At 39.7% G+C, this 14,415-nt stretch carries 15 protein-coding genes; 6 read left to right on the plus strand and 9 right to left on the minus strand.

The features are described 5' to 3' along the window. Positions 1-52: 52 nt before the first annotated feature. Positions 53-958, minus strand: coding sequence for a LysR family transcriptional regulator (locus JFU56_RS18665; RefSeq protein WP_198438770.1), 906 nt, complete (start codon positions 956-958; stop codon positions 53-55). Positions 959-1,184: 226 nt separating this feature from the next. Here JFU56_RS18665 and JFU56_RS18670 point away from each other — a divergent pair, with 226 nt between their 5' ends. Next, positions 1,185-1,865 carry a type 1 glutamine amidotransferase domain-containing protein gene (locus JFU56_RS18670; RefSeq protein WP_198438771.1) on the plus strand — a complete coding sequence of 227 codons (681 nt, stop codon included), beginning with the start codon at positions 1,185-1,187 and terminating at the stop codon, positions 1,863-1,865. A 282-nt stretch (positions 1,866-2,147) separates the two neighbouring features. Continuing rightward, a complete protein-coding gene (locus JFU56_RS18675) occupies positions 2,148-2,441 on the plus strand; it encodes a hypothetical protein (RefSeq protein ID WP_198438772.1) in 294 nt (97 codons plus the stop codon). On the opposite strand, the gene JFU56_RS18680 is transcribed toward JFU56_RS18675, so the two are convergent. Next, entirely contained in the window at positions 2,442-2,606 is a 165-nt protein-coding gene (locus tag JFU56_RS18680) for a hypothetical protein (RefSeq protein WP_198438773.1), read from the minus strand. Positions 2,607-2,702: 96 nt separating this feature from the next. Beyond that, complete coding sequence (locus tag JFU56_RS18685) at positions 2,703-3,368, minus strand: HAD family phosphatase (RefSeq protein WP_198438774.1); 666 nt, start codon at positions 3,366-3,368, stop codon at positions 2,703-2,705. 222 nt (positions 3,369-3,590) lie between these two features. Here JFU56_RS18685 and JFU56_RS18690 point away from each other — a divergent pair, with 222 nt between their 5' ends. Beyond that, positions 3,591-4,010, plus strand: coding sequence for a cupin domain-containing protein (locus JFU56_RS18690; protein WP_198438775.1), 420 nt, complete (start codon positions 3,591-3,593; stop codon positions 4,008-4,010). Between the two features lie 87 nt (positions 4,011-4,097). On the opposite strand, the gene dcuC is transcribed toward JFU56_RS18690, so the two are convergent. Beyond that, on the minus strand, positions 4,098-5,465 hold the full coding sequence (gene dcuC, locus JFU56_RS18695) for an anaerobic C4-dicarboxylate transporter DcuC (RefSeq protein WP_198438776.1): 1,368 nt from the start codon (positions 5,463-5,465) through the stop codon (positions 4,098-4,100). Positions 5,466-5,716: 251 nt separating this feature from the next. Here dcuC and mog point away from each other — a divergent pair, with 251 nt between their 5' ends. Continuing rightward, complete coding sequence (mog, locus tag JFU56_RS18700; RefSeq protein ID WP_198438777.1) at positions 5,717-6,250, plus strand: molybdopterin adenylyltransferase; 534 nt, start codon at positions 5,717-5,719, stop codon at positions 6,248-6,250. Between the two features lie 112 nt (positions 6,251-6,362). Here mog and JFU56_RS18705 read toward each other — a convergent pair whose 3' ends face one another. From JFU56_RS18705 to JFU56_RS18720, 4 genes are all read right to left on the minus strand, one after another. After that, positions 6,363-6,644 (minus strand): hypothetical protein, encoded by a 282-nt coding sequence (locus tag JFU56_RS18705; protein WP_198438778.1) that lies wholly within the window; start codon positions 6,642-6,644, stop codon positions 6,363-6,365. 45 nt (positions 6,645-6,689) lie between these two features. Then, positions 6,690-7,202 (minus strand): aminoacyl-tRNA deacylase, encoded by a 513-nt coding sequence (locus JFU56_RS18710; protein WP_198438779.1) that lies wholly within the window; start codon positions 7,200-7,202, stop codon positions 6,690-6,692. 227 nt (positions 7,203-7,429) lie between these two features. Further along, a complete protein-coding gene (locus JFU56_RS18715) occupies positions 7,430-9,859 on the minus strand; it encodes a YgiQ family radical SAM protein (protein ID WP_198438780.1) in 2,430 nt (809 codons plus the stop codon). Positions 9,860-10,014: 155 nt separating this feature from the next. Further along, positions 10,015-10,671, minus strand: coding sequence for a pyrimidine 5'-nucleotidase (locus JFU56_RS18720; RefSeq protein WP_198438781.1), 657 nt, complete (start codon positions 10,669-10,671; stop codon positions 10,015-10,017). A gap of 216 nt (positions 10,672-10,887) precedes the next feature. On the opposite strand from JFU56_RS18720, the gene fabV reads away from it, so the two are divergent. After that, positions 10,888-12,093 carry an enoyl-ACP reductase FabV gene (gene fabV / locus JFU56_RS18725; RefSeq protein WP_198438782.1) on the plus strand — a complete coding sequence of 402 codons (1,206 nt, stop codon included), beginning with the start codon at positions 10,888-10,890 and terminating at the stop codon, positions 12,091-12,093. A 190-nt stretch (positions 12,094-12,283) separates the two neighbouring features. Beyond that, positions 12,284-13,045, plus strand: coding sequence for a Nif3-like dinuclear metal center hexameric protein (locus tag JFU56_RS18730; RefSeq protein ID WP_198438783.1), 762 nt, complete (start codon positions 12,284-12,286; stop codon positions 13,043-13,045). A gap of 124 nt (positions 13,046-13,169) precedes the next feature. Here JFU56_RS18730 and JFU56_RS18735 read toward each other — a convergent pair whose 3' ends face one another. Beyond that, positions 13,170-14,135 (minus strand): glycosyltransferase family 2 protein, encoded by a 966-nt coding sequence (locus tag JFU56_RS18735; protein ID WP_198438784.1) that lies wholly within the window; start codon positions 14,133-14,135, stop codon positions 13,170-13,172. Between the last annotated feature and the right edge of the window lie 280 nt (positions 14,136-14,415).

Consider the following 14,415-nt stretch of genomic DNA (forward strand, 5'->3'; position numbering starts at 1 on the left):
GAGAGGTTTAAACTGGATTAATAATGCCTAAAAAGTAATAGTTCGATCTTGGTCACATAATTTTCGCTAAGTGCTTGAAATGTTCCTTTAGGAAACTTAATAACACCCGATGTTTTTTCGAACCCGCGCTTCCTGGTGGAAAAACGCCGTATAGCTCAATGTTTGCTAACTCATAATCAGACAACAGTTGTTCGAGCTTGTGTGAGGCTATTTTAGGTGCTGCGTCGTAAAACGGGATCCGCGCAATACCATGACCGCCTTCAACAAAGGCTGTACGTGCAGCCGCATTGTTGGTCGTAATACTCCCTTTTGGTTTAACGCTGTAGGTACGAGTACCTTTCGTGAGTACTAATGTACTCGAGCTTAATTTATATAATACCCAGTTATGTTCAACCAGTTCTGTCGGGGTTACTGGCCGACCATACTTATTCAAGTAATCAGGTGATGCACATAAACAAGTTTTCATTGAGATTAGTTTTCTTGCCTGCAAGCCGGAGTCAACCAATGGTGCGCCCCTGATCGCCAAGTCTATCCCTTCTTGCATGATATTGACGATATCATCGGTTAATATGATGTCCAATTCAATTTTCGGAAATTGGATCTTAAACATGTTTAATGCCGGAACAATGATCTGTAATCCAACATTGACCGGACAAGTTACCTTTAATAAACCTTCAGGTTCATGTTTTAAATTTTCTATTTGTTGATTTGCCGTTTCAGCCTGCAGCGCAATTTCTTGGCAATGTTGGTAGTACTGCTGACCAGCCTCTGTGAGGGTAAAGCTGCGGGTGGTGCGGTTAAGTAATTTTAGCCCTAGCTGGGTTTCTAGCTTTTTAAGATGATAGCTGACAACTGCGCGCGAGAGGTTTAAATGCTTTGCGGCAGCAGAGAGCGTCCCTTGTTCGACAATCTGAGCGTAAACAACCATACTTTTTAATTGTTCAAAAGAAACATTCATAGATTGAAACCGTATAGATGCAGTGGTGCATTACATTGTATCAAAAAGTTGAACAGTGTAGTCAATTTACTCTGCATTGTTAGAATTAACGTCGAGGTATAGACTGTTTGTATTCGCTGTTATCAACTAATGGCACTTACTATTAGACTTTACTCATTACACAGTTTATTCATCACTCGGCTATCTAGTCATTAGATCTATGCCCAGTTAAAGCAAAGGAATTATCATGATTAAGAATATTTTAGTGGTACTAACATCACATGCAGATTTAGGTAATACAGGCAAGAAAACAGGTTTTTGGGTTGAAGAATTAGCCGCTCCTTATTATGTTTTTCTTGATGCTGGCATGACGATCACGTTAGCGTCACCTGCAGGTGGCCAGCCACCGATTGATCCAGCAAGTGCTGATGAAAGTATGCAAACTGATGCAACCCGTCGTTTTGGTGTCGATAAATCGGCACAGCAAGCACTTACGACGACAGTGAAATTAGATGAAGTAAAAGAACAAGATTTTGATGCTGTATTTTACCCTGGTGGCCATGGCCCGCTATGGGATTTAACTGATAACACAACATCAATTGATTTACTGTCGGCGTTTCTTGCTAGCAACAAGCCGGTATCTGCAGTTTGTCATGCAACAGCTGCATTGCTAAACGTGAAGACGGTTGAAGGTGAATATGTAATTAAAGGTAAAGCCGTAACAGGATTCTCAAATACTGAAGAGGGTGCAGTACAATTAACTGAAATCGTCCCATTTTTACTCGAAGATGAGATTGTAAAGCGCGGCGGCGACTATCAAAAAGTAGCTGATTGGACTCCGTTTGCAGTACAAGATGGTTTAATCATCACGGGTCAAAATCCTGCATCTTCCGCTTTAGTGGCTGAAAAACTGATCGCACACGCTTAATTCGACTCGCATTCATTTTGGTGATGACCAGATTTTAGACACCGCATTATAATTACAACGCTAAAACACTTAACTTTAATGACGAGTTAGTCCTAAGTATCGAATAAATAAAAATGGCTAGAATGATGATTCATTCTAGCCATTTTTTTTGCTATTAAAATATTATTAATGAATTATCAGTGTTCGATTAATACTTTTTTAATTCATTAATGCTATAACTCAATGATATTGTTTTATTGTTTTATTGTATTTTATAGTTATCTTCATGCTTAAGGAAAAGTAATGGGTGATTTAGAATGGATGTTGAGCGTAATCATGATCTCGGGTTTTTTGTTTGCGGCAATTGCTAGGTTTAATTTACATCGGTATTTACAACACAAAAAAACGCTAACGTTCACCGATAAGCAGCAAGCTTATAAGCAATTTGAAAATACATCACCAGAAGCTATTTTAGATGATGGACTGCATCAATTATTCAAATATTTTATTGCTGGTATGGTTATTTTTATTTGTGGAAGTGCGACTTTGGTCGATAACGGCGCATTAGAAGCACTGATGATTGTTTTCGTTGAGTAACTAACGATCATAACCGTATTCAGTTTCGACTTCTTCGTACTCCTGTAGCTGTTCTTTGTCGTGTTTTTTATGTAGTGCAGCGATTAGTTCAAGATCCAATTTGGCAAAAAAGAGATCTTCTTCTACTTGGCCTTTTAGTTGCATTGCTTCATTAAATACTGACATGACGGCATTTACCTCTAATAACCTGCTTATCAATAATTCTAGTTTATTTTAAACAGAAGCGTTATTAGAGGTGAGATATTATTGCGATCACCGCTATCAAGCAGTTTGTTTATTTTCCTTTAGACTCGCTAAAACTTTAGATAAAGAATCTGTTACGGTATGGCCTAATGTTAATATTTCTGCACTTGGTTGGACTAAGTCAGGTATTTGAAATGTTTGCATATTAGCGCTCACCGCCGCAAGCACGCCATTATTAGAATCCTCAAATGCCAAGCAATCCTCAGGCCTAATGCTTAAACGACCTGCTGCCAGTAAATAAATTTCAGGATCAGGCTTACCATTCTTCACTTCACAGCCGGTTGTGAGATTATCGAAATAGTGATCTAACCCAGCGAATTTTAACTTAATCTTAGCGACATCATTTTGTGTTGACGTTGCTACGGCTGTCGGCACGTTGTTGTCTTTTAGCCAGGTTAATAATTCAATAACCCCTTCTTTCACTGGAATAGCTTGATGTTTTACTACTGCGTTATAGCGGGTTTTCCATGCATGATGCAAAACAGGGTAGTCAAGGTCGCTGCCGTAACCTGCACGAAGCACTTGCTCGATACCTTGGGCATTACGGCCGATAATGTCTAAGTAAACATCTTCTAAAAAAGGAATCGATAATGAGGCGCAGGCTTCTTCGAATACACCTTTACATACACGCTCTGTGTCGAGAAGTAGACCATCCATATCAAAAATAGCTGCTTGATAATTCACTTTCGTTTATCCTATATTTTATGAGTTGTTTCGATGGCTCAGTATAACAAATCTTAGGCTCATAATTAATGTTTGATCACATTAAACATTAGTCGATATAAAACAATACCTAAGTGAATAATTCTAATTAAGTCTTATTAAGATTAATGTAACTCTAATAGAGGGTATAAATACCACGATGGATATTTGGTCCATTGTTAACTGGATGATAATAGGGAATTTATGAAAAAGTGTATTAGTGGTTTATGTTTAACATTATTAGTTGCTGGTAGTGTATTTGCAAGTGAAAAGGTACCCGTAACTGTTGACGTATTAGCCAAAGCAACATCAAGCTGGGAAGGTTCAGCGCTTCCTGAGTATCCAAAGGGAAAACCTGAGGTGACAATATTAAAAATCAAGATTGAACCAGGTGTTAAATTACCTCTGCATGAACATCCTGTTATTAATGCTGGCTATTTAGTTAGTGGTGAACTGACGGTGGTAACACAAGACAATAAAACGCTAGAGATGAAAGCGGGTGATACCCTTGTTGAAGTGGTTAATAAATGGCATTACGGTGTGAATAATGGTGATATGCCTGCTGAAATCGTTGTTTTTTATGCTGGTATTAAAGACAAGCCATTAACGGTTAAGCATAAATAATAATGTAAAAGGCTAGGAACATTGTCCTAGCCTTACTGTGGATTTCTAGCAACAATTGAATATGCTTATTGCATTCAGATATTGGGACTAAGCATACATAGGTACAAGAACCATTGTACCGCCGATAACAGTAATCAAACCTGCTAACACTGGTACTGAAGTACGTTTAACGACTTCAAATGGACTGATTTTACCCATACCACTGGTTGCTACAATCACACCTGCAACAGGTGACACTGTACGACCAAGATTTGATGCTTGTAACATCGGGATGATTAAGAACGCAGGGTTTAGACCCATTTTTCCAGCAAGAGCAGGGGCTAATTCAACAAATGCGTAGAATGGTGCATTGCCCGAACCAGTTGCGATTGCTGCGGCTACGGTTAGACCGGTTAGAATAAGCATTAATGCAAACCCACCAGCGCCGGCTGCTTCGGCAAGGCCGATTAAATTATCAATCGCGCCAAGCGACATTAAGCCTTGTGCAAATACACCAGCAGCAACTAACAGCATGACAACACCTTTAAATGCATCGCCCATACCTTCGTAGCAAGACTCTAAATCTTCTAAGGTTGCGCGTCCATTTAAGCGTTTCGTTATAAAATCGACAATCGCACTAATAAAGATGGAGAAGACCACGATAGTGTAGATATCGAGTGATAGCCCTTCAATTGTTGAACCGTTAAATAAAAATACACCGATAATTGGGAGGAAGGGTAAGAATGCATAATATCCAGGTGCTGTTACCACGATTTCTGAGATATTCGTTTTTACCATCGGCGTGTTTTCTTTTTTGTCTAAATGACGGTTCCAGAAAAACGCTGCGATTGCCATCACCAAGATTGCACAGATTGATACAGGTAATACTGTCTCTACAGCAAATACATGCAAAGGTAATCCTGATTTTTCGGCAGCCACGACAACATCACCTGATGTTGGAGACAAGATGATAGCTGCTGGAGACGCACAAACGGCGACAGCAGCAGGGCGAGAGATACCCATTGCCGTCATCATAGGGAATAAGGTAGCCATTAATAACACACCAAGACCTGTGGCAGAGCTTACTGCAAGCGACATTAAGCAAGCAACGATGTAAGCGGCGACAAGCAGGGTGTAAGGGGATTTGATAAATGACAGGGGTTTGGAGAACTGTTTAACGACGACGTTGTTTGCATCAATTTTAGTCATGTAAGCAGCAAAGCCACATAACAACATAATTTGCATACCAAGACCGCCACCACGATACTTCAGCATGTATTTAACAAACTCCAATGAGTCTGTAAGGATATTCCCTGTACTTGCTATGCTTGATGGTAGAATTTGTTTACCAAGCAACCCTGTGATGATTAGTAGTGTAATACCAGCGGTAAGTAATACACCTGCTGCTTTATATTCTTTGACGATGAAGTAGCCGACTGCAACCGTTACAATCAAACCAATGAATAACTCTAACATTGAAACCTCTTTACTGTATTCTAATATACAATTAACATTATTTTAACGTTTAAACTAATGTTTCCGTTACTGGTTGAATGTACCCACAAAGAGGTTGTTTTACGATGGTTAACACTACTATTGATGATCTAAATCAGCATTTAATAAACTCAGGATAAATAGTTTGAGGTAGATCAACCTCTTGATTTTACACTCCCGATTGCTTCCGTTAAAATTAGGCCATTAAATAAATAAGCTATATGGAATAAACAATGACTAAAGCTAAAATCGGTATTGTGACAGTAAGTGATAGAGCCAGTGCTGGCATTTATGAAGATCTTTCTGGTAAGGCTATTATCGCTGTATTAAACGAGTACCTGACTTCTGAGTGGGAACCTGTTTATGAAGTTATTCCTGATGAGCAAGATGTGATTGAAGCAACATTAATCAAAATGGCAGATGAACAGAACTGTAGTTTAATTGTAACGACAGGTGGGACTGGTCCAGCTAAGCGTGATGTAACACCGGAAGCAACTGAAGCGGTATGTGATCGCATGATGCCTGGTTTTGGTGAACTAATGCGTGCTGAATCGCTTAAATTTGTACCAACAGCGATCCTTTCTCGTCAAACTGCGGGCTTACGTGCTGATTCATTAATCGTGAACTTACCGGGTAAACCTAAATCAATTCGCGAATGTTTAGATGCGGTATTCCCTGCAATCCCTTATTGTATTGATTTAATGGATGGTCCTTTTCTTGAATGCGATGAATCTGTTATTAAGCCGTTCAGACCAAAAGCGAAATAATAAATCATTATTTTATAGGTTAGTATAAATATTGTAGCCATGTATTTTCATGTTTATGCTGAAATACATGGCTTGTTCATCGCTAGTTTATACACTGCTTAATATTGAATAGTTATAGATTACGCATTACCTTGTGAATGACATCATCTACGTTTATATCAACATGCTGTGCTGCATCTTGCGCATAGATATTGATATTTTTGTATAGCTCGCCAATCATGGTTATCCCACTGCATTGAATCGTGAGAACTATATTGGCGGTGATTATGTTTATCACAGCTTGTTCATCAGAGTCTGATTCAAGCGCATTGATCTCTTGTTGCCAATCTGATTGACCTTTTATTTTAGCTAATGTACTTTCTGAACTTGTTAATAATTGACTGCTAATCCTCATGTTCTTAAGTTCCTCTAATAGTGAATAGACATACTTAGTCTGTCGTTAATGCCTTAACTTACCTTGCCTAACGTGTTCATGGTGATAACCACTTCCGGCCTTATGAAAGCCACAGCTGATGATTGTTGGCTGTACTAAGCCGATCAAATCGTCTGCTTTCATTCTTATTGTTTCACAATGATCTCCAGCGTTAAAACTGATCTCTTTTTGCTGCACTAAAGCATCGGACATAAAAACTGGCATATTAAAGAGATGACCAAAGGGCGGCATTGCGCCTGTTTCACAGTCTGGGAAGGTATGACGGAACTGATGTTCATAGGCTAAATTGACATAACGCGCCCCAATTGAAAACGCAATATTATCAAAATCAATGGTATAGGGTGCGGGCATGACTATCATAACCAATCGCGTGTCTGCCGTGATAATGACGGTTTTCGCAAAACACATGCCGCTGGTTTTACTTAATTCTGCAGCGTGCTGCGCAGTGTAACCGGGTGGATGGTGATCGCTTTGGTAGTTTATATAAGCTTGATCTAAATAGTGGGTGATTTTTCGCATGAGCATAATCCATCTCCCGTATCGGTTACAGTAACCAATATATTAAATAGCGGTGTAACTAGGAGCTTTAATTATAGCTGGTAATATCTATACATGGATGGATTTAAGTAAAGGTCTACATAAAGATGACATGTAGATGAATAGAAATGTTTTCTAGCATATTAAAAAGGGTAAAATGCATACACATTTTACCCTTTTATATTTTTACGTCGGTATTCGATTAATACTTAACGTTTGTTACTACGCCTAGCTTGTTGGCCTTGACCGCCTTTGTTTGCAGACTGGTTTGCGTTACCTGAGCGATTACCTGATGGTTTCTTAAAGCCACCATTTTTAACACTGCCGTTAGTGTTACTGCTATTCGCACCGCTGTTACTACCAACTGCTGGCTTTTTACGGTTAGGTTTATTGCCTGTTTTCTTACCGTTCTCGTTAATACCAACACCTTCTTGTGGTGCAAGACCGGTATGTTTTGTTAACGCCTTAGTAAATTGCTTAGTACCTGGTTCTGCACGTTGCTGTTTCGCACCTTTATTACTGCTGTTTGGTCTACTTTTACTGTTCGCGCCACCTTTACCCAGATGTGGTTTCGCTTTCGCTTGTATTGCTTGTTTTTCCGCTAAGCTTTCTGGCGGTACCAAGTGTTTTGGACCGCGGCCAATAAGGTGGCGGTTACCTGTTTTAGCTAGGTACTCACGGATTAGAGCCCAGTTAGCTGGATCATGGTAGCGTAACAATGCTTTATGCAGACGACGTTGACGAATACCTTTTGGCACCACTACTTTCTCATCTGTTTCACGTACTTTATGTAATGAATTCAGTTCTGTGTGATATACAGCTGTCGCATTAGCAAGCGGTGAAGGGTAGAAGTTTTGAACTTGGTCAAGTTTGAATTTGTACTGCTTCAACCATAATGCGAGCGTCAGCATATCCTTATCATTCGTCCCCGGGTGTGCCGAGATGAAGTATGGAATGAGATATTGTTTTTTACCGGCTTCAGCAGAATAACGATCGAACATTTCTTTAAAGCGATCGTAAGTACCCATACCCGGTTTCATCATGATATCAAGTGGTGACTTTTCTGTATGCTCAGGGGCAATCTTTAAGTAACCACCAACATGATGCTCAACTAATTCTTTAACGTAGCGCGGATCTTCAATTGCTAAGTCATAACGTACACCTGATGCAATCAAAATCTTCTTAATGCCCGGTACTTTACGTGCGCGACGGTATAGATCGATGGTTGGCGTATGATCTGTATCCATATGCGAGCAAATCGTTGGGAAAATGCAAGACAGACGGCGACATGTCGCTTCAGCTTTTGCACTCATACAACCGAGCTTGTACATGTTAGCCGTTGGACCACCAAGATCGGAGATTACACCGGTAAACCCTGGTACTTTATCGCGGATTGCTTCCATTTCTTTAACAATAGAATCTTCCGAACGACTTTGAATTACACGACCTTCATGCTCTGTAATTGAACAGAAAGAACAACCGCCAAAACAGCCACGCATAATGTTAATCGATGTTTTGATCATGTCGTATGCAGGGATCTTCTGATCACCATAACTCGGGTGCGGAATTCGTGCATATGCTAAATCGAATACGCCATCCATTTCACCCTCTGCAAGCGGAGTTGCTGGTGGGTTTAACCATACTTCACGTGCGCCGTGTTTTTGGATTAATGCACGTGACGATACTGGGTTTGTTTCTTGATGGAATACGCGAGATGTATGTGCGTATAACATTTTATCTTTTTTCACCGTTTCCATGTCAGGTAGGCGAATATAAGTTTCGTGCCAAGGCATCTGCTTAGGTGCTTGCATAACGATAGGTTTAGCTACGTCAGCATCTGAATTATCAATCACGTCTTGATCTTGTTTAGAACACGTTTCATCGATTTCAGTATAAGGACTGATAATTGGCTCAATTTTACCTGGAGTATCAAGAGTACGAGAATCAATACCTTTCCAAGTTGGTAGTGGTTCTTTGAGCATCACGCCTGTACCACGAACATCTTGAATGTCTTTAATTGACTCGCCATTGGCAAGACGGTGTGCAACTTGGATAAGTGGTCGTTCTGCATTACCGTAAATGAGCATGTCTGCTTTTGAATCGGGTAATACTGAACCACGTACTTTATCTGACCAATAATCGTAGTGAGCAATACGGCGTAGGCTGGCTTCAATACCACCAATAACAACTGGTACATCTTTGAACGCTTGCTTACAACGCTGGGTATACACTAATACTGCACGATCGGGACGTTTGCCACCAATATCGCCAGGCGTATAAGCATCGTCATGACGTAATTTTAATTCAGAGGTATAACGGTTGATCATCGAGTCCATGTTGCCCGAAGTTACACCGAAGAATAAATTTGGTCGACCTAGCTCTTTAAATGGTTCTGCACTTTCCCAGTCTGGCTGAGAGATGATACCAACGCGAAAACCTTGTGCTTCTAAGGTTCTGCCAATAATAGCCATACCAAAACTTGGATGATCGACATACGCATCACCTGTAACGACAATCACGTCACAGCTATCCCAGCCGAGTGTGTCCATCTCTGCACGTGTCATCGGCAAAAATGGTGCGGGCTTTGTCACCCGATTCTGAAATTTTGGATATGAAAAAAGATCTTTGGCAGTTTGCATAAAGTACTCTTGGGTATTAATTTTAGTGCGCAAAGTTAATTGCGAAGGCTATTTTCACGACTGGGATAAATACAAAAATGAGAACGCCAGTCGTTACTGAGGGCGGATTATAGCCACTTACAGCGTTATTTGCGATTAAAAGCGGCAATAAATATTTAGCTTAGCTGTAACAAATTGAAAAACTGGGCTAAATTATTTGCCTCGTAATCTGCGGTATAGTTAAGATCTGTCACGACTTGCTCTGAACTCGAAAGCCATACTGTAGTCATACCAAGGGCTTTTGCTGGTTTTAGGTTACGTAGTTGATCATCAAAGAAGACAGTCTTATGGTTATTAATGGCGTGCGTATCACAAAGCTGTTGGTAGCTCGCATTGTGTGGTTTTAACTCATAATTGGCATCTTCTAATGAAAAAATAGCATCAAAACTATCGATTAACGCTAATTTAGTTAAAACTTTGGTCGCGTAATGTTTTGGTGAATTGGTATAAATTATTTTACGACCGGATAATTGGTTTATCTGACTGATGATATTTGGCTGGATGGTTAGCGCAGTCATATCAACATCATGGCAATAATGGATAAAATCATCGCGGCTAATATCGTGGTGCTTTACTAAACCTTTAACGGTGCCGCCATACTGCTTGTAGTATTGGTTAGATAATACCGTAGCCTCTGGTAATGGAAGAGAAAGGGCGTTAGCAATAAAATGGTGCATCCGTGATTCAACTTGCTTCAATATGCCTAAAGAAGGGCAGTAAAGGGTATCATCTAAATCGAATAGGTAGGTTTCAGCTTGATTAATTTTTTGCATAGGACTCTTCTCTATATATCAGCCAGCATAGTAGTGTAAAAGCACAATTATGCATAGCCCTCTTAGTTAGTAGATACAGCCCCTTGTTTTGTTTGTTCAAATACCAACTTATTTTGTGATTAGAACTCCAACCAGATGAAATATGGCAAAAAATAGGTGCTTAATTTCCCATAAACTTTTATCCTGTCCACTGTGTCTCAACATTGCGAAGATAATATGATTATTAAACCAAAAACTCGTGGCTTCATCTGTACCACTACTCATCCTACTGGTTGTGATTTAAATGTTAAAGAACAGATACAGTACAATAAAGAACAAGGCGCAATAGAAAATGCACCGAAACGTGTTCTAGTAGTTGGCTCATCAAGTGGTTACGGGCTTTCGTCTCGTATTACTGCTGCATTCGGTGGTGGCGCTGCAACGATTGGTGTATTTTTCGAAAAACCGGCAACAGAGAGAAAACCGGGTACTGCAGGCTGGTACAACAGTGCTGCATTTGAAAAATATGCTGCAGAAGAAGGTCTATATGCAAAGAGCATTAACGGCGATGCTTTTTCTGATTTAGCAAAACAAACTGCAATTAACCTAATTAAAGAAGATTTAGGCCAAATTGATATGGTTGTTTACTCATTGGCATCGCCAGTACGTAAATTACCAAGCACAGGCGAAGTTGTTCGTTCTTGCCTAAAACCAATTGGTGAAACATATACAGCGAAAGCCGTTGATACCAATAAAAATACGTTATTTGAAGCAAGCGTTGAGCCTGCTACAGAAGAAGAAATCCAAGATACTATTACCGTTATGGGTGGTGAAGATTGGGAACTTTGGATGTCAGCATTATCAGAAGCTGGTGTATTAGCGGATGGTTGTAAAACGGTTGCTTATAGCTATATTGGTACTGAAATTACATGGCCTATTTATTGGGATGGCGCATTAGGTAAAGCGAAGCAAGACCTTGATCGTGCTGCTCATGCTATTGATGCTGATCTTAAAGCGACTGGTGGTAGTGCGAATGTTGCTGTGCTGAAAAGTGTAGTAACGCAAGCAAGTGCTGCTATCCCTGTTATGCCGCTTTATATTGCGATGGCATTCCGCGTGATGAAAGAACATGGTTTGCACGAAGGTTGCCTAGAGCAAATTTCACGTCTATTCCGTGGCTCTTTATATCCACAAGGTATCAGCGAAGCGAAAGTCGATGAGCAAAATCGTCTACGTATGGATGATTGGGAATTACGTGATGACATCCAAGCAACTTGTGTGAAATTGTGGGATGAAGTGACTGATGACAATCTATTTGAAACAACAGACTACCAATATTACAAAGATGAATTCTTAGCATTATTTGGTTTTGGTATTGAAGGCGTTGATTACGATGCTGACGTTAACCCTATTGTTGATTTTGAACCAATTACGCTGAGCTAACCTTATTTTTAAAACTTGGTTTAAATAGCCCGCGTTCAAACCACTCAATGACTTTGATTTTTATATCTAAGTTGTTGCAGTGGTTTTTTTTCGCTTAAAATTTACCAATGGCCGTTGTTGATTGCTTAAGCTTTAAACTTAACGTATACATGTAATCTTAATTTATACACCAATAACATGAGGAGCGGGCATGGCCTCTCTTAACAATAAAAAACTTGAAAATATCTTAACTGAATTTATGCAACCTCACCGCGTACGTGACTTTACTGTCAATGGGTTGCAAGTACAGGGCAAAGACACTGTGACAAAAGTGATCACGGGTGTGACGGCTTCTCAAGCATTAATCGATGCCGCTGTAGCACAACAGGCTGATGCAATTCTAGTTCACCACGGTTATTTCTGGAAAAATGAATCACCTGCAATTACAGGTATTAAATACAACCGTATTAAGACATTGATCAAGAATGATATAAACTTATATGCTTACCATTTACCGTTAGATATTCACCCTGAGCTGGGAAATAACGTTGAATTGGCTAAATTACTTGGTATTACCGTACGTCGCGGTTTAGAACCTTGGGATAAAGCCAGTGTTGCATTAGTTGGTAAGTTTGAAGATGAAATTTCAACTGCAGAGCTGACGCAGCGTATTGAAACGCAACTCAACCGTGCACCTCTTGTTGTTGATGCTGGTAAGCCGATTAAATCTGTGGCTTGGTGTACTGGGGGCGGTCAAAGCTATATTGAACTCGCGATAGAGCAGGGTATTGACGCATTTATTAGTGGCGAAGCGTCTGAGCAAACAATTCATTTAGCTCGTGAAGCGGGAATGAGTTTCTTTGCGGCTGGTCATCACGCGACAGAGCGCTATGGCGTGAAGGCATTAGGCGAATGGTTAGCCGAAGAGAAAGGCTTGGACGTCACCTTTATTGATATCGATAATCCAGTGTAATGAGAGTTTGAAATAACGCCTATTTATAAACATTATTTGTAAATGCTTACTTATAAAGTGATCACAGACGACTGCTAGTATGGTGCTTTATAAGTAGGTTTTAGTGATGTAGTTGAGCTATATTTTAACTGTGACTCACGGTATTATTGTCTTTAGTCATATGAAAACTGAGTTTTAAATCGGTCAATATATTACGAAATCGTCGCGGTGTTGGTTGTTCGCATAGCGCCTTAAAGTCACAAGCTAAGGCTTGAGTGGGGCAGGATTGTTGGCGATAATATTTAGCATAGGATGCTAATAAGTGTGCATGAGCAGAATGCACCGCGTAAGGGTCAATTACTTTTATTTTGTTTTCATAGCGCTTGATAACTTGTTCCATTGCTTTTAATAGCTTCATTTGATTACTCATCCCTTTTTTTTTGCAGACGCTAGCTGTTAAGGGCTTCTTGATACAACCTACCGCTGTGTGTAATGCAAATTTTAGCCATAAGTCCCAATCAGAGACTAAATTTATATTATGGTCAAAACCATCTAAAGCCAAATATAAATCCCGTCTAACAAGTACTGTTGATGTACCTATTATATTCTCTGAGAAAATAGCTGCAGCCCCTTTGGGGAGAACAAAGGCATCTTGATCATGTTGAAGCGCTTGATGTTGGAAGTAATCACTGTTGGTGAAGCGGTCATGAGTGACTTCTCTTTTGTCATTCATTAGCTCACAATTAGTAAAACTGATACCTACTTGCGGGTTGTTTTCCATAAAGGTGATTTGTTGTTGTAACTTGTGTTCATACCAAAACGTATCGGCATCTAGAAATGCAATATATGTTCCGCTAGCAAGTCGAGCGGCATGATTTCGTGCCGTAGATGCACCTTCAGATTCTAACTTTAGCGCAATTATATTACTGTGTTTTTGACAAAGTTGGCATATCCATTTCCAACTGTTATCGGTTGAACCATCATCAATAATCACTATTTCAATTTTACTTTTATTTTTACTTATATCTTGCTGCCAGACACTCTCAATTGCGCGAGGTAGGGTAGAAAGGCAGTTTTTACTTGGAATAATGACGCTCACGATTGGTTTCATCTTTGCCTCCCCTTTTTTAAATGACAGATCCTTTGCATTAATAATGAGCTTAGTAGATTTAAATAATATCGGCTGTGATGTGGCCTAATTTTATCTTTCTTATTTTTCAACCTTATTTAACCCATTGTTTTTATATGGTCTATTCTTGCTAAATGATTCAGTAATGGCAAAGGACGTAATTATATGGATATGCTCAATTCATTAAAGCTGTGGCTGAAGCATGGTGACAGTAAACTAGCGAAAACTTGCCATCGCTACATCAGAGGGTTAATGCACTTTT

Origin of the sequence: Moritella sp. F3 (assembly GCF_015082335.1) — a bacterium.
Taxonomy (GTDB): Bacteria; Pseudomonadota; Gammaproteobacteria; order Enterobacterales; family Moritellaceae; genus Moritella.